The organism is Streptomyces sp. NBC_00572, assembly GCF_026341815.1.
Taxonomy (GTDB): domain Bacteria; phylum Actinomycetota; class Actinomycetes; order Streptomycetales; family Streptomycetaceae; genus Streptomyces.
The window spans coordinates 71,447-88,050 of record NZ_JAPENX010000002.1; the positions used below are offsets into that span (position 1 = coordinate 71,447).

At 70.5% G+C, this 16,604-nt stretch carries 9 protein-coding genes; all 9 read right to left on the bottom strand.

Features of this window, described 5'->3' with window-relative positions; all coding sequences use genetic code 11:
* Positions 1–2 precede the first annotated feature (2 nt).
* The gene (locus tag OG514_RS32630; RefSeq protein WP_266901081.1) at positions 3–9,500 is read right to left on the bottom strand and encodes a neuraminidase-like domain-containing protein; all 9,498 of its coding nucleotides are present in this window, start codon (positions 9,498–9,500) and stop codon (positions 3–5) included.
* A 178-nt stretch (positions 9,501–9,678) separates the two neighbouring features.
* A complete protein-coding gene (locus OG514_RS32635; protein WP_266901082.1) occupies positions 9,679–9,879 on the bottom strand; it encodes a hypothetical protein in 201 nt (66 codons plus the stop codon).
* A 108-nt stretch (positions 9,880–9,987) separates the two neighbouring features.
* Positions 9,988–10,773: a hypothetical protein gene (locus tag OG514_RS32640; RefSeq protein ID WP_266901083.1), complete on the bottom strand. Its 786-nt coding sequence runs from the start codon at positions 10,771–10,773 to the stop codon at positions 9,988–9,990.
* Positions 10,774–11,327: 554 nt separating this feature from the next.
* Positions 11,328–12,455 (bottom strand): hypothetical protein, encoded by a 1,128-nt coding sequence (locus OG514_RS32645; RefSeq protein WP_266901084.1) that lies wholly within the window; start codon positions 12,453–12,455, stop codon positions 11,328–11,330.
* Between the two features lie 214 nt (positions 12,456–12,669).
* Positions 12,670–13,083: a hypothetical protein gene (locus OG514_RS32650; RefSeq protein WP_266901085.1), complete on the bottom strand. Its 414-nt coding sequence runs from the start codon at positions 13,081–13,083 to the stop codon at positions 12,670–12,672.
* Positions 13,084–13,243: 160 nt separating this feature from the next.
* Positions 13,244–13,456, bottom strand: coding sequence for a hypothetical protein (locus OG514_RS32655; RefSeq protein WP_266901086.1), 213 nt, complete (start codon positions 13,454–13,456; stop codon positions 13,244–13,246).
* Complete coding sequence (locus tag OG514_RS32660) at positions 13,440–13,859, bottom strand: hypothetical protein (protein WP_266901087.1); 420 nt, start codon at positions 13,857–13,859, stop codon at positions 13,440–13,442. Before OG514_RS32660 ends, OG514_RS32655 begins: the two co-directional genes overlap by 17 nt.
* 517 nt (positions 13,860–14,376) lie before the next feature.
* Positions 14,377–14,787: a hypothetical protein gene (locus OG514_RS32665; RefSeq protein WP_266901088.1), complete on the bottom strand. Its 411-nt coding sequence runs from the start codon at positions 14,785–14,787 to the stop codon at positions 14,377–14,379.
* Between the two features lie 229 nt (positions 14,788–15,016).
* A complete protein-coding gene (locus OG514_RS32670) occupies positions 15,017–16,576 on the bottom strand; it encodes an alkaline phosphatase family protein (protein ID WP_266901089.1) in 1,560 nt (519 codons plus the stop codon).
* Positions 16,577–16,604: the final 28 nt, after the last annotated feature.

Below are 16,604 nucleotides of genomic sequence, written 5' to 3' on the forward strand. Positions count from 1 at the left end.
GATCACGGGGTGACCGCCGGATCCGCGGCGGGCTCCACCCCGTACTGCCACACGAGGAGCAGATCCTCGTAGGCGTCCGGGTTGAGCCGGCCTTCGTGGAGCAGTTCGGGGGCGAGCGCCGCGATCCCGGCGGCGGGTACGGTGACCCGCCACTCCTGGTCGGTCTCCGTCACCGTGCCGTGCACTCCGTCCACGCCGGCCCGGGGCTGCCCGGCCAAGGCCGGATCCGCCGCCAGTGTCAGGTCGCCGTGTGCACCACCGGGCCCGCTCAGGGTGACGGTCAGCGGGCCACCGCTCGGGTAGCAGTCCCGGTAGCGCTTGGCGCCGGGCGCGAGGTCCGTGGAGAGGATCAGGACAAGTTCGGGCCGCTTGAGTGTAGTGGTCCGGTCGTGGAAGAGGTACGGGAAGTGCCTCTTGGAGAGAGAGAAGGAGAGCATGGCCGGGGAGCCGGCGGGGGTGGCGAGGAACCGGCTCCACTGGTCGGGGAACTCCCGGCGGGCGCTGAAGTGCCGGTACAAGCCCGTCCCGCCGCCCGTGTGCAGCCATGATCCGAGCGCCTTGTGGAGCTCCGAGACGGCGGCCGCGGCCAGGGTGGCCCCGCCGTCCCGCGCGGTGTAGCGGAGCTGCATGACGACGTCGCTGATGGTCTCGTAGTCGAACCGGCGGAAGGAGTCCGGCAGCGAGAGCTGCCACTCCCCGATGGCTCCCGCGCCTTCGAACGGCAGGAACCGCTCGTCGCGCAGCGTGCCGTCGAAGAGTCCGGCGTCGTCCTGTCCGGTGCTGGTCACCACCGACTCCACGGGGCCGATGTGGTCCCGGAAGCGGATGTCCCCGGGCTGGCGGCCGTGCTTGCCCCCGTTCAGCCTGGACACGAGCCGCACACTGCTCTTGAGCAGCGTGGCGGTGAGGTTCACCCCCGTGTACGGGCCCACGACACAGGGCACAGTGAAGCTGACCTGCTTCAGGCGGCGCATGTAGTGGCCCGGCGTGTCGAGGTCGAACAGCGCCTCGGGGAGGGAGACGTACGCCCTGCCGGTCTCCTTCAGGCTCCGCAGCGCACCGGGGTCGAGCTGGGCGAGCGAGATCCGCTTGGTCAGTTCCAGTTCACGGGCGTTGGCCTCGTAGTAGGCCGCGTCCATCCGGTGCAGGTCGGTGAGCAGGCGCTCACCGGCGAGCAGTCCCCTGTGCAGGCTGTCCCAGTGCCCGAAGGAGACGAAGTCGGTCTCCTCGGTGCCCAGTTCGTGGCGCAGGGCTCGTTCGGCACGCTTGGCCACGTCGTAGGCGAGCTGGTACGCCTGGAAGTAGCTGGTGCCGAGCTGGCCGGCCATCCAGTCGTAGAGCTCCTGGTTGGTGTACTTGCCGCGCAGCAGCACGTCGGCGTCGTGGGAGTTGGTCATCAGGCGTACGTGGCTGTCCACCTCCTTCTGCGCGGCGCTCCGGTGGGACTTGGCGGCCTTGATCTGGGCGGCGAACTGCTTGGCCTCCTTGTCGGCCTGCTTCTTCTGGAACTGCCATTCCTCCAGGCGGTGGTCGTATCCGCCGACGGTGGCGGACTGCTGGGCCTGCGAGGCATCGGCGCTGAGGTAGCCGATGATGCCGTGGGCCATGCCGATCATCGCGTCGGAGAGGTTGTTGCCGCCGAAGGTGGCGCCCACCGAGGTCGGGGCGCCGATCTTGAGCTCCGGGATCAGCGACAGGTAGCTCGCCAGGGTGTTGATGGTGGCGGAGACCTTCTGGAGCTCGACGGACTGCGCGCTCAGGTCGGCGGCCGTCTGCTCCTTGGGGTTCATCCGGTTCTTGGCCTTGCCGGCGTAGTAGAGCTCCTTGTCCTTGGCGATGGCCTGGGACGCCTCCAGCGCCTTGATGGCTCGCCTGGCTTCCTCCAGCTGCTTCTTGCGGACCTCGAGCGCCGCGTCGAGGGCGGTGTACTCGTGGGTGGACCGGAGCCGCGCGAGCTCCTCGGCGTCGCGCTTCTCCAGGGCCGAGAGCAGTGCCCCGCCGAAGCTCTGCACCTGCTGGGCGAACTCCTTGGCCTTGGCGAGCATGGTGGCGAACCGGTAATGCGGTACGGGGGCGTTCAGGTCCGCCAGGACGGTCGACAGGTCGAGTCCGGACGAGGCCGCGCGGGCGAGCAGCCCGGGGTCGATCTCCGCCCCGAACAGGGACGCGGGCCGGGCGACGCCGTCGATGTTCTGGCCGTGGCGGATCTTGTACAGCCGGTCGTCGACCGTGTCCCAGTACCCGAGGAGCTTCTCGTTGCGCGGGATGCCGAAGTAGTCGAGCCAGCGGATGCCGACTCCGGGCACGATGGACTGCGGCGCGTGCCGCGGTGCGGGGATCAGGCTCTCGGTGGCGGAGACCTCGGGGGCGGGAGGCTGCTTGTCCAGCTCCCGGAAGCTGAGCACGGGCACGGGCTGCTGCCGCGTGACCTCCTCCGGCCGTCGGCCGAGGAGTTCGGCGGCGAGGATGTACAGCTGGGTGGCCTCGTTGACCGACTCCAGGGTGTCCTGACGGAACAGCTGGTCGCCCCAGGCGATGAGGTTGTCCAGGTACTTCATCACCACGGCCTTCTGGTACGCGGTGGTCCGCAGCCGCGCGACGACGTCCGGCTGGAAGGGGTGCCGCAGCCAGGCGTCCACCTTGGCTGCCTCCTTGGCATTGCCTTCGGCGAGCCGCCGCAGGATCTCCTCGATGCGCTGGCTCTGGTAGCTGTCCGGGTCTGCGGGGTCCGTGGAGGTCTCGAAGAAGGGCTTGGTACGCCAGTAGCGCGCGGGGCTCGTCTCGGTGGAGCGGTCGGTCGGGTCGAAGATCCGGTGGAACCACCGCTGTGCCTCGGCGAAGCGCTGGTTGGTGGAGAGGCGTCCGGCCATGAGCAGGGGGGCGTGGAAGAAGAGCTCCCAGTTGTAGACGGCGTAGGGCTTGTCGGCCGCGAACTCGACGTTCTCGGTGGGGTAGTCCGGCCCGAGCGCACGCTCCGGGTCGGGTGAGTAGCGCTCCTCGAAGCTCTGGGTCGTGCCGGTCGGCGTGAACCGTTCGGGATGGAGCTGGAGGTCACGGTCGAAGAGTCCGTCGATGCCGAAGAGGCCCAACTGCGCCTTGAAGACGTCGGTGAACGGGTGGTAGAAGGTCGAGAACTGCTGGCAGTAGTAGTTGCCGTGCTGCCAGTCCGGGGTCACCAGATAGGACCGTTCACTGTCCGTGAAGAACAGGACGTCTCGCTGCCACAGGCGAGGGAAGGCCTGGTGGGGCGTCACCACGCGGAAGGGAAGCGACAGCGGGGTCTGCGTCAGGATCGCGCGGGCGTCGTGCAGGCAGAACTGCCGGCCGAACTCCCCGCCGATCTGGTCCTCGACCCAGGAGTTGTTGAGGACCTTCTGCCCGGGCGGCGGGATGAAGTACTGGTACTGGGCGGCCCCTTCGACGCCGGTCTGGCCGTCGGGGTCGGTCGGGGGGCGCTGGTCGACGCGGACGGCGGAGAAGCCCATCGGCTCGGCGAGCATCGTGCCACGGCGCCTGCTCAGCCTGAACCGGCCCCACACCGTGGAGGAGTGGGAGTTGTGGGTTTCCGTGTTCGTCACGTTGAAGAGGCGGCCGTAGTTGCACCAGACCACCGGTTCGCGGCTGTAGAAGTCCGACCCCGGCACGAACAGGTACGGATCCTTCTCGGCCGGGTCGAAGTAGGTCCAGTAGCGCTTGTCGGGCTCCCATCCCGACGGAAGTACGGGGTTGGTGTGCAGGGACTCGCCCGACACCCGCTTCGTGGTCCACTGCCCGTGGCGGTATTCGCTCCAGTTGAGCTGGATCTGCCAGTACTTCGGGCTGGGTACGAGCTTGTGCGCTTCTGTGTCGTCGGGCAGGGCCCTGATCTCCTGTGCCTCACCGGCCGGGATGAAGGTCGGCCAGAACGCGTACAGCTGCCTGTCCCACATCCCGAGCGACAGGGCCTCGCCGTCGATGTCGAGGTTGACCTTCTGCCACGGGGTCCAGTAGAGCCGGTTCACCCACGTACGGAAGTAGTGCGTCCGAGGCGCTGACTCGGTGCGGGCGAGCACGTAGACCGTCTCACCGCTGAAGTCGGTGGGCGGGCTGTTCAGGTCGTAGTCGACGTACACGCCGCTCGGCTGGAGCCGTGCGACGGCCGACAGTCCTTCGAGGTAGTTCTGCAGAGCTCCCCGCGCCGTCTCGTCGACCAGGTCCTTCTGCGTGAGGTCCGTCTCCAACTGTCCGAAGAACGACGACTTGTCGGCCCGCAGCTCCGGCTCGAAGTAGTTCTCCGGGTACAGGAAGATCTTCTGGTTGGCCTCCCACAGGCGGTAGCGCTTCATCCACTCCCACTGCTCCCACAGGTCGGAGTCGGAGGTGCTGACCTGCGGTTCGAGGTTCAGGAGGCAGCGCTGGACGAAGAGCTGGATGCTGTACGCCGCCTGCGCGACGCGGGTGGTCTGCTGGCCGGCGCCCATCTCCACGTCGAGCAGGAAGTGGTCGTGCAGCCCGTTCGCGTCCCGCCACAGCGGGGTGGTGCCGACGTGGGCCGGGTGCGCCACGAGGTACGCCACCAGGGCGGCGCGCCCGCGCTCGCGCAGGGCGTCCTGCATGGGGCCGGCGACCGCGAGCCAGTCGGTGGCGGTGTGGCGGGCCCTGGCCGCTCCCCAGGCCGCCTGCGCGGCCTCGGGGGTGAATTCGGCACGCAGCCACAGGTTGGCGCGCTCGGCGGAGACGCCGAGCCGGCGGTACATCGCGACGCCGCGCCGGAGCCGGTCGAGGTTGGTCAGGCTGAGGAACCGCTCGGCGATGTTGATCTGGTAGTTGCGGGCGACCATGTTGACGTCGAGGAAGGCCCAGCCGGTGAGGCGGCTCAGCTCCCGGATGATCTGGCTGTCGGAGGTTCCTGGGGTGGTGGCGAGCCGGAAGACCGCCGTCAGGGTGGCGATTCCACCGGGCACTGCGGTGCGGAGCCGGGCCAGGGCGATCAGCGCGGAGAGCCGCAGCACGGGCACGTGCGAGGGCGGGGTGGGCGGGGCGGCGGGCAGTGAGCCGAGGTCGAGCCACTGGCCGACGGCCGCGTACCGGAAGACGAAGGGCAGTTCGTCGGCGCTGAAGCGGAGGGTCTTCAGGACGAGGGCGATCCGGTGGACGAGTTCGAGTGCGATGAACTGGGGGCCGAATCCGGCGCGGCTGATCACGACGGCGGGATCGCTGCCGGTGAACGCCGTGTCGAGGAACTCCTCGAACACCGGCTTTCCGCCCGCGCCCGGCAGCCAGGTGCCGAGGAGCGCGTCGGAGAGAGCGGGGTCGAGGCCGGCTGCCCGGCCGATCTGCTGGACGACGGCGTCCTTGCTGAGCGTGCGGCGCAGATGCGGGGTCAGCCGCTCCAGTACGAGGCGGAACCGGTCTGCGGGGAGGGTGTCCTTCGCGTTGAACAGGGCGTCGGCGTCGGCCGCGCCGAGGAAGGCGTTGCCCTCCTCCGGAGCGGCCTTCTGGGCGGTGACGAGATTCTCGACCGCCGTCGCGAGGAAGGAGTCCGCTCCCGGCGCCTGCTTCAGCAGGCGCACCTCGGCCTCGCTGAGATAGCCACGCGACCGCAGGGCCTGGGCGGTCACGTCGTGGAAGACCTTCCCGGCCAGCGCCTGAGGGACGGCGTACCCGGGAGGCAGGGCGGCGAGCGTCGCCGCGAACACGGGGATACGCAGGGCCTTCATCCGGGCGGTGACGAACCGGCGCGGCCCCTGGTACAGCGCCTCGACGGCAGTCCGGAAGGCGTCACCCTCGGGGCCTGCGGGGGCCAGGGCGAGCAGGATGCGGTGCTGGTCGTCGTTCATCGGGCCGGTGAACGACAGCCGCCGGTCCTGGGCCGCCTCACTCGGCGGGGCAGATGGCGCGGGCCGCACCGGTTCTCCCTCGGCCGGCTCGGCCGGCTCGAAGCGCACCGGCAGATCGGTGGGCAGGGACACTCCGGCGGGCAGGGCCGCCAGAGGGGCCGTGTACACGACCGTGCCCAGAAGAGTCGCCACCGTCTCCTGCACCAGGGTGGCGTCCCAGCCCATGAGGGCCAGGTTCCTGCGGGTGAGTTCGCCCCGGTCGTCGGTCGTTCCCCGGGTCTGCTGCTGGATGGTCTGGAGCGCGGCACGGAGGGAGGTGAGCGCGGAGACGAGAGCCGCGTCGTCGGGGAGGGGCCCGTCGAGCGGGGGCCTGCGTGCGTCGAGGACGGCCTCGATGGCGTCCGCGTGGAAGCCGACTCGGACGAAGGTCTCCATGAGATCGACGAAGCGCCCGAGCACATCCATCTCGGAGGCGGCGGGCAGCAGCGGCGGTCCGGCCGCGGCCTCCGTCCCCGGTTGCCGCATCCGGTCGCCGCCGGCCGGCTCCGTCTCGGCGAACGGGGACGTGGATGCGGAAGGCGCTGAAAGGGCCGAAGGGGTTGGAGCGACGGCTGTGGAGGCGGCCGCGGAGGCCGAAGCGACCAGATGGGACCAAGGGTTGGCACTGCTGCGTGGCGCCAGCCTCAGCAGGTCGACGACGGGCAGCGAGAGGGTGCGGGCCAGCGTCACCACGCAGCTGAGGACCGTCAGGTTGACCAGGTTGAGGGACTTGTTCCGCAAGGGCGTGTTCGGCCCGGTCACCAGCTCGGCCAGCTCGGCGTCGCTGACCTGGAGGGCGGCGAGCAGGGCGGCCGATACGGCGGGGGTCTCCAGGCTGCCGATGACCTTCAGCTCGCTGCGGTCCGCGTTGAGCTCGAAGGGACTCGGGGTGCCGGGCTGTGGGCTGACCGCCGCCGGGTCCAGGAACAGCCGGTCGTACAGCGGCGGCTGGTCGTCGGAGGGGTACCGGTGGGTGTCCAGCGGCCGGCAGAAGCCGAGGACGCGCTCCGCCGGCAGGTCCAGCCTGGCGCACATTGCACGGACGGCGGCGATGGACCGCAGGGTGAGCACGTCCAGACGGCCGTCGTTGTTGGATCCCTGGATCAGACGGTCGAGCTCCCGCGGCTCCACGCCCAGGACGTGCTGGAGGCGGACGAAACGGTGGAGCCGTTCCAGTACGGAGGCGTCGAGCCCGGAGAGGGTCATCTTGTCGGTGTCGTTCGGGAACCGCGCGTCGGGGACGAACCGCACGACCCCGCCGGGGTCGACGAAGCGGGTCTCCAGGACGGCCGCGAGCTCCGTGAAACGCAGTCCGGCGGTGTCCAGGAGCGGGCGGACGTGGGTCATGGCCTCCGTCAGCGCCGCGTCGGTGGTCGCGGCGGGCCGTCCGTAGAACTCCGCGAGGGTACGCGGCGGGGTGAGCGTCTCCCCGGCGATGATCTGCTGCGACACCTTGGAGAGGCCGAGCCGGGCCGCCGTCAGCAGCCGGTCGAAGTCGGTGGGGTGCGTGGCGTCGTAACAGAGGTCGAGGACGAGGGCCTCGCGGGTGACTCCCAGCCGGCCGAGGTAGGTGGTGGTCTGCTCGCCCCAGAGGTCGAAGGGCAGCTGCCAGGGGTGGACGGCGGTGCGCAGCTTGTCGTACGCCCCGGTGTTGACGTGCTGGGGCTGCACGCGCAGTTCGTCCGAGCTCCCTCGGCTCTGGCGCTCGGCGGCCGGGACCGCGGTCTCCGGGGAGACGGCGGATTCGAGCAGCTCGTTGACGAGGTCGACATACGGGATGCTGAACTCGGTGTTCTCCTTGCTGAGTTCGATGTCCCACAGGTCGCGCCTGCGGCCGTGGAGCACTTCGGCCACCGGGCCGCAGCGGGACTCTCCGGTCTGCTCGCCCCCGCCGAGCCGGCGCAGGTAGTACAGCAGGTCCACGAGGTAGGCCGCCTGGCTGTACACCGAGCGGCTCTCCTCGACCGGCGCGTAGTCCGCCGAGCCGAACAGGTCCTCCCAGTCGGGAATCTGCGTGGTCTGCGGCTGGATCGCGGGGAGCCAGGGCACGTCGAACTGGCCCGCGGTCCGCAGGTCGGCGACGAGGTTGACCGCCTCGGCGTGCACCTGGGTGGCCCGGGCGTGGATGGCGCGGGCCTCGGCCTCGTCGACATCGCCGGACACCTTGCGGGCGAAGTCCGAGACTCCGATTCCCGCGACGGCGTACGACGAGTGGAAGCCGTTGTCCCGTAGCGCCTGCATCGCCTCGAAGCGGGGGGCGATCTTGAAGGTCCGCTGCACCACGGCCAGTTCGCGACGCTCCTCCGCGTCCGGGACCGTGGTGGCGTCGACGCGGGTGGCCGTGAGGTCGAAGTCGGGGTTGGCGGCCAGGAACCGGGTGGCGGGGGCCTCGGCGTGCTCGGGGTGCCCGGCGAGCCGGAAGGCGAGGTGGGCGGTGGGGTACGCCTCGGCCACCCGGGTGCGGATGCCGTCGGCGTACTCCCGTACGGTGTCGGGGGTTCGTACGGAGCGGGGGCCGGTCTCCGGCGCCGACCCGGGCCCGGTCTCCGGCGCCGACCCCGGCCCGGGCCTCGGCCCTGCCCCCGGCCCCGGCCCCGGCCCCGGCGAGGACTCCGGAACGCCACCCGCTTCCGTGACCAGTTCGGCCCAACGGCCGTCCAGGCGGACGAGGTCTCGGCGGTGGGTGAACTCCCCCGTGTCGAATCGCGCCAGAAGAGCCTTGACCAGCGGCGCGTTGTCACCGGTGAGCCGCCCGAGCTCCAGCGCCAGCTCCAGCCGCTCGGCGTGACCGTCGACCTCGCCGGCCAGGCTCGCGGACATGCCGGTGCGGTCCAGGTGGGCGGTGTACAGCCGGGCGCGAACGTCCGGTTCGGGTACCGCCACGGCGAAGATCCGCGCCAGCGGGGAAGGCACCACGCCGTCCGGCGCCGACCGTGTCACACCGTCCGGTGTGACACGGTCGGCCGCCTCGGCGGCCTGGAGTTCCCGGACGCGCAGAGCCGTCAAGAACTCCGCCGCCCCGTCGGCCGAGGAGATCACCCCTTCCGCAGCAGCGGCGGCCAGGGCGGCCGAGGCTTCCACGACGCTTCGCTGGGCAAGGGCGGCCAGGTCGGCGGGGAGTCCACGGGCGAGCAGCCCGAAGTACCGCTCGGCCGAGAGACCGGTGCTCCGCTCGTGCCTCGCGGCCTGCGCGGCATGTCCGATCTCCTGCGCGCTGTGGCCGGTGGCGCGGGAGAGGTAGGCCAGCTCGTGTCCGTCCGCTTCCTCGCCGACCTCCGCGAGGCCCACTCCGTCGAGGTGCGCGCCGACCGCGCTGAGCAGGGCCTCGTAACGGCTCGGACCGCTGCCCGGCAGCCGTAGATCGACCGTCTCTCCGGCCGCGGCGAAGGCCCGTACGGTCCGGGTGGTCCGGGTCGTCCGTCCGTCCGTGGTCGCCGCGATCACCAGCTCCGCGGCGGTGTCCGGTAGCTCACACTCCAACCGGTACGCACCCTCGTCGCCGGTACGGGTCTCTCCCACCGGCTCCGTGGAACGCAGCCGTCTCGCCGACACCAGGACTTCGGCCCCCACCACAGGCGTGCCGTCCTCGCGGAGCACTCGGCCCTGAACGGTCACGGAACGGGGGGCGGCTGCACTGGTCATGGCCTCACCTGATGACGGGGTTCGTCGCCTTCTGAGCTGGCGTTCTCCGCTCGGGAGCCTAGCGACGAACCATCGCAGATCACCTTGATCCAGATGTAAACCGCTCATCCAGCCGAATCAGGCGCACACCCTCCTTCGCCACCACCCCGAGTGCGCGCCCGCAGCCCGAACGAGCCGGTCAGAACGCGATCGAGCCGCTGATCACGCAGCGGTCTTCGGCGTCGATGGTGTCGAGGTCGTTGCCGTGGGCGGCGATCGGGTCGGGGAAGTGCCGCAGGGCGGAGCGGGTTCGGCGCAGGGCGTCGCGTACAGCGGGTGGGTAGATGCCCTGTCCGCAGGGGTGGACGGTCCAGCCGCGTGCGCGCAGAGCGGCTGCCACCCGCCGTTCGTGCGCATCGCCTACCGCCTTGCGGTCCTGCCAATGCCTCGCTGCGGTGCCCCCTCGACCCATCGCCGGGAATCAGCGTCGCCGGAACGAAGGGGCTGTCTACTTGCCCGCCCGTTCGGTGCAGACCGACCAGATCTCCTCCAGCAAGTCTGGGTAGTGCTCTCCGTACGTGTGCAGCGCATGCCACACCGCGTCCAGAGCCGCATGAAGCGGGGTGGGCTCGGCGGCGGCGAGGACGGCGGGCAGTGCGAAGTGCGGCTGCGAGATCTCGCCGGGGACGTACGGTGTGCTGGCGGGGTACGTCAGCAGCGCGGCGGCGACGCGGACGTGCCCGATGTCTGTGGGTGCTGCCGACAACTTGCCGTCGGACACGGCCGGTGGGGGGCTGCCCGGTAGCCGGCCGAGTTCGTACTGCTTCGACCCGTCGTCATCCTGCTGTGCGGCCGGGACCCATGCCCACCCGGCGGGCGTCGGGGGAAAATACGGCGATCGCTCGGGGGGCATCGCCCCTCGTACCGACGGCCCCGGCGCGAGCGGGGTGGAGCGAAGGGTCTCCCACATCCGGGCCTCGTCGTCGAAGGGTGGCGGCAGCGGATGCCCCTCCGCCAGCGCGGTGAGCGCCCTGGCGACCCACGGCACAGCGGTCAGGCCGGCCGTCTCGCATGCCCGGCGCACGGCCAGCAGCGCCACTGAACGCTGGACCTCCGCCCCCACGGCGTCGAGAGCGTGCACCAGGTCGCCGTCGAAGGTGAGCAGACCGAGGACGTTGCTCCCCCGGATACCGCGTAGCCTCGCGCTCGGCAGCCTTCCGCCCCACTGCCATTTCTCGTAGTGCCGTCGCCGTTCCTCGGCGGCCCTTTCCTCGTCCGTGACCGGATCGTGCACAGAGCGCCCCCCTTGTTTGGCCGGCCTCGCAAGTCCCCGTCGGACAGGCCGTCGCATGCGTCGCATCATGCCGCAGGGCACTGACATGACGGGGCCGAGGCCGCTGCGGGAGCGACGGTGACATCGGTGATACGGCGCTCGGCGAAAGCCGGACGGTGTACAGGTCAACGCACGTCCGCTTGGGGAATCCAGCTGAGCAGCTCCATCAACGCCTGGTCACGCCAGTTCTGACCACGAGGCTCCCGGCTCTCCGCATCCGGCTCCGCAGCTCCGGGTACGGCTCCGCCCCCGACGACACTCGTCGGGGGCGGAGCCGGTCGCATCCAGAGCCTCGCGACTCCTCGCCGAGGACCGTGCGACGTCGTCCGCCGTACAGGGTCACCGTCGGTCCCGGTCGTCGGGCCGCTCGCCCCGAGGACCGTGTTCCGCGGCGTCGCCGACGGCCCCGGTCAGGAGCCGTTCGGCCCCAGGACAGTCAGCACACGGCACCTCCGCACGCCGTCGCTGCCGTCCACGAGGCCGGAGCGGCTCCCCCGGCTCCCTGGTGTGTGGGGTCAGCGGCGGATGCCCGCGTACGCCGACGGGGAGATTCCGCCCTCCGCGCCCTGGGCGCCGCCGACCGTCCAGACCCGGCCCGCCTCGTCGGTCGCGGCGCCGTAGAGGTACCCGGCTCCGCGCGGGTTCTCCGTGCGCTTGAGCAGGCCGTCGGGTCCGAGCGTCAGGACGTAGTTCCCGGCCGGGTTGACGTCGGGGTTCATGGTCTCCCCCACGATCACCGGGCGGCCGGAGCCGTCGAAGGCGATGTCGAACAGCTGGCCCGTCTCCGCGGGCGTGCGGACGGTGGACCAGGCGCGGCCGTCGAAACGCACGACGACGGGACGGCGCCACAGGTTCTCGTCCCGCATGTGACCGACGGCCCAGATGTCGTTCGCCGACCGCCGCTCGATGCCGTCGTACATGGCGCCGTCGAGCTCGCTCGGCAGCTGCTGCTTCGTCCACGACGTGCCGTCGAACCGCGAGACGCCGTCGCCGATGGCGAAGACGACGCCGCCGGGTCCCACCTCCAGCTGGGAGACCCAGGCGAGCCCGGTGTCGGCCGGCAGCCGGGTCCAGCCGCCGCTGCCGTCCGCCTTGCCACGGAACAGGGCCGGCCGGTACTCGCCGGTCGCGTCGGTGTATCCGCCGTGCACCCAGACCGCACCGCGCGCGTCCACGTCGACGGCCGACAGCGACGTGCCGTCCGCCCCCTTCGGGAAGGGCAGCTCGACCGCGCTCCAGACCTTGCCGTTCCAGCGCTGGAGCAGCGCGCGCCCCTGGTCCCAGTCGTCCTCGCCGACGGCTTCGTGGCGGGTGCCCACGGCCCACACCTGATCGGGCGCGCCGACAGCGAGGTCCTCCAGGCGGCCGTGCTCGGCCGGCTGCGGGGGCGCCTGCCAGCGGGTGCCGGTCCAGCGCAGAGCGACCGGCGCGAAGGGCCGGGTGGTCGCGTCGTCGTGTTTGCCGACGGCCCAGGTCGCGCCGCCCGCGCTCTCGACGTCGAACAGCACGGTGCCGGTGCTGCCCGGCGGGCTGACGTTCCGCCAGTTCTGGGTCTCCGCGGCGGCGGGGGCCGCGGCGACGGCGACGAACGAGGCGAGGCCGGCGGCGACGGCGGTGGCCGCACGGGGCAGGGAAAGTTTCATGACGGGATTCCTCGCAAGGAGTCGGGTGTCGTACGTGCTCTCACCCCATTGACGCGCCGACCCACGGGAGACGTTTCAACATTCTTCGAAACAGCTCAGGGCAGGGCGCGAGCACGATGACCGCAAGTCCGTTTCACACCACCGCCCTGAGGGGGCGTCACCAAGGCGTACGCACTCCGCCCAGAGGGGTCCGGGCGCCCTGCGCTGCTTCGCTTCAGCGGCCGTACACACTGCGGCAGAGACCGGCGGCGCCCACGGGGCGTTCACGCGCCGGCTTCGTGGCAGAGCCGGCGCATGTCCGGTGTCGGCCCCCGCTCACGATCCCGGTCCATCGCTCCGCGCGGTCGCCCGAGCCGGACCTGGGGCCTCGGGTCCGGAGCCCGGACCAGCAAAGGACCTTGCGGGTGTGTCCCACGGCGGCGAGGGCCGTGGCGACAGCCGCCGCGCCCGGAGCGGCCCACCACCAGTCGTCCGTCATCCCGGCCAGCGTGAGGCTGACCACCGCGAACGCGCCTGTGGCCGGCACGGTGACGGCCAGGTGGGGCACGGCCTCACCCTGCGGGCGCGCCAGGTCCGCGTCGACCCGTTCGGTCGCCCGCGCCCGCGCCTCCCGGCGCATCGCATCCATCGCCCGGAGGGCCTCGGACTCGGGGCGCCTCTCGTCACGACGGACCTCGGCATCGTGGCCGCCGTCCTCCCGTGGCTCGTCACCCGACGGTGAGTGCCGTCTCCCTGTCGTCTGCTCCGCCTCCTCGTATGCGGCCGGACTCCCCCGGCCACGGCCCTGATCAGGGCGTGATCAGGGCGTGATCAGGAGCGGAGGTCGGTCGCAGGTGGCTGATCCTGCTCGCCGTCCCGTCCACCACCCCTACCTGGCCGACGTCCAGGATCTCCGTCCTGATGTGGGTGCCCCCGGTGCCGCCCCCGGGGATCGAGGAGCGCGGCGACGGGGCCTGCGGTGGGTAGAAGCCGGTGAGTCGGAGGTCACCGGCGGCGTCCAACTCGTCGTACGCGCTCCTCGCCAGCGCTGGGGACAGAGGCGTGAGGGGCGGCACCGTCAGGTTCACCGCGGCTTCCCAGCACCGAAGCAACCGGGACGGCGAACCCCGCCGCCCATGCCGGGTCCGAGGACGTGCCGGCGGGTGTCGGGTTCAGTTCCATCCGCCGGGAGGCCTGTGTCCGGAGGCTCTTGGCGATCGCCGGGAGCACCGTGGTACGCAGCAGGGCCAGTTCGGTCTCGGCCCTGATCGCCCGTTCTCGTGCCCGTACGCGGGCTCGCTCGGCCAGGTGGTTCTCCACGAAGGTCCCGAGCGCCGCCACCGCGGCCAGCGACATGCCGACCACTTGGATCGCGCTCTTGTCGTCTGTCCTGCCGAAGCCCTCTCCGTAGGTGCCTACGGCCATCAGCCCCGCACCGGCGAGCGCGGATATGGAGACGAAGAAGATGACCTTGCGCCAGTGCGTCCACCCCCGCGCCGAACTTCCCCGTGCTCGCCCCGCCCGTCCCCAGCGGGCCGAGCACTGTCCCAACACAACGGCCGCCGACAGCCGCACAGTTCCAGTGCGGGGCGATGCGGGTACTTGTCGGCCTCACCGGCGTACGGTCGGCTCCCCAGATCTCTGTCCGCTCCCTGCCCTGGACCGCGGGTGGGCGTGGGGATCGGCGCCTCAGGGGCCGATGTCCACGTGGTTCCCCAGAGCAGCGGGTTCATGGGGTGGGCCTCCCGCTTCCATGGGGGCGCCCGGAACTCTGCGTGTGGTTTGCCGCCGAGCTGGCAGCCCTCAAGTCGCCACCCGATCCCCATGGCGCACTCCGCCTGGCCGCCCGGCACCGCGCCCGCTCCACATACATGTGGGTCGACGGCAGACGGGATGGGAGTTGAGGGCGGGTGGTGGGTTGGTGAAGTAGGTCAGCTAACCGTCACTCGGGTCGAACACCGCCCGGCTCTCCTGGCGGTGCAACAACGATCTGGTTCTCGTCCTCGTAGATGATTCTGCCCGGGTTCGAAGACTCCAGGCGACAGCACTCCACACCATGCGCGGCAAGAAGGCCCAAGTACCCGTCAACACGTCTGATGAGGTCGACGGCGGACGATTTGAACCAGGCCACGGCCCCCGGATGCACCTGAGGGCTGTATACATCTGGGTCAACGTCAGTTGGATTGGTGTAATGGGTGTCGTACCAGTCGTTATTGGACCTCCAGAACCGGTACTGGTCCTCAGTCAGCTTGCCCCGTGCTGCAAGTTCGTTTGCAAGCACGAAGACGCCAGGAAAGTGTCCTCGCGGATGCCTCACTGTCCCCTGAAACCGGACGTACAACGCTTGGTCCACGAGTGCCCCTTCACACAGATCTGCACTGCCAACGGCGAATCCTAGTGACCGCCCCCAGTGCCCCTCACGCGTCCGAGCCATCGGGAAGCCTCAGGGAAGGGTGAGTGATGGCGTGCCCCAGGGCGAGTGTCTAACTGCGTGACAACGGCGACGAACAGCGGCGGACGAGCGCGGACGATCAGCACAGGTGAGGGGCATCCCGGCTCAGCGCCAGGGTCCCAGTAGTGGGTCAGCCCGACGCTGATCGGAGGCCCGGGAAGAGGGTGTGTGCGCTCTCGTGGACGATTGACATGGCTTCCCGGCCATTGAGCGGCGTCTTCTCGTCGATTGCGGGCACTATGGCGCCCAGTTGTCCGACGAGGGCGAGGTAGCCGTGGAACAAGGCGGTGGCCAGTGGGTTGAGTGGCGCGTCGGGCGGCACCAGGTCTTGGTCGAAAGCGGGGACCTGCTGGGCGGTAACGTCGGGCCAATCGTGCGGGTCACGCGGCTGGTCGAGACTCAGGAGAGCGGCCAGATCGGGGGCGTCTGCGTCTCGGGCCGTGAGGGGCGGGCCCAGGTTCCAGCGTTCACGGAGAGTGCGGACGACCGACGTGTGGTGGTGGACACCGGTGACGACGGTGCGGGCGGGCAGCCAGGCCGAGATGGCGATCGCGGGCAGCCGGACGCCGAGCCGGTCGAAGGCGAAGCCCATCTGCCCGGGCGGCGCGCCGGGGTCCGGGGCGACGGTGGCGGGCGGGGGCACGTGGTCGTACGTTCCGCCATGCTCGTCGAAGACGACCATCAGCAGCGTGTTGAGCGCGTTCGACCCTTCCGTCGAGGTCGACGAGCGGACGGCGTCGTAGATCTTCGCCAGCAATGCCTCGCCGCCCAGCAGGGACGAAGGGGCGTCGAAGGGAATCCCCTGGAGCAACGCCGATTCGGGCGGGTGCATGTCATTGTGGCCGTGCCACAGGTTGGGCTCGATGAAGGAGTAGGTGGGCAGCTCGCCGGCGGCGGCGTCCTCCAGGAAGCGGTCGGTGGTGACGAAGTGGGTGGCGAACCGATGACGCAGCCGCGGGCCGTGAATCAGCCCGGTGAACGGGATCGAGCTCGGCGCGTCCACGTAGACCCGCCAGGTCAGACCAGCGGCATCCAAACGCTCGAAGATCGTCTCGGCGTTGTTCTCCAGCGGAAAGGTGGGGTACGGAGCGTTGACGACGAAGCCTGACGCGCTCGCGGCGTGGAAGAAGGAACGGTTCGTGAATGTCTGAGACGGCACCTCGGCGAACCAGTGGTCGAAGGTGCCGAAGCCGCGTGCCAGCGCGGACATCACCGGCAGCTGGTCCGGGGTGTACCCCGCCATGATCTGCGCGTACTCGTGGTACTTGGGCTGTCGGCCCATCTCGGCCCAGAACGCACTGATGTAGTCGGTGACGAACCCGTCCATCGTCGGGGCTCGCCCGGCCGGCGGAGTGTTGAAGGGGGCGGCCATCTTCTCGGCCAGCACTCCGCGATTCCCCTCAGGGTCGATCACTCCGAAGAGCTGGGTGTTGACATGCTGGTACTCCTCGCCCGGATCCGGGTTCGGCGTGTCCATCGTCTCGGCGATCCCGTACGGCACGGTCTGCCCGCCCAAGCGGTCCTCGGCCCAGTCCGGGATCGGGTTCGACAGCTCCTTACCGAGCACACCCTCGAAGGCCGCGACCTCACCCGGCTCGTACAGTCGTCCGAGCAAGTTGTCGAACGATCGGTTCTCGAACATCACCACGACTACGTGGTCCAGTGCGCGACTACGGTCAGGGGTGGGCATCGGTGACCTCCGATCCGGGTCCGTCCCC

Excerpts from the sequence above, each read along its gene's own strand:
- OG514_RS32630 (WP_266901081.1), bottom strand. The coding sequence starts at position 9,500 with ATGACCAGTGCAGCCGCCCCCCGTTCCGTGACCGTTCAGGGCCGAGTG.
- OG514_RS32645 (WP_266901084.1), bottom strand. The coding sequence starts at position 12,455 with ATGAAACTTTCCCTGCCCCGTGCGGCCACCGCCGTCGCCGCCGGCCTC.
- OG514_RS32650 (WP_266901085.1), bottom strand. The coding sequence starts at position 13,083 with ATGGATGCGATGCGCCGGGAGGCGCGGGCGCGGGCGACCGAACGGGTC.
- OG514_RS32660 (WP_266901087.1), bottom strand. The coding sequence starts at position 13,859 with ATGGCCGTAGGCACCTACGGAGAGGGCTTCGGCAGGACAGACGACAAG.
- OG514_RS32670 (WP_266901089.1), bottom strand. The coding sequence starts at position 16,576 with ATGCCCACCCCTGACCGTAGTCGCGCACTGGACCACGTAGTCGTGGTG.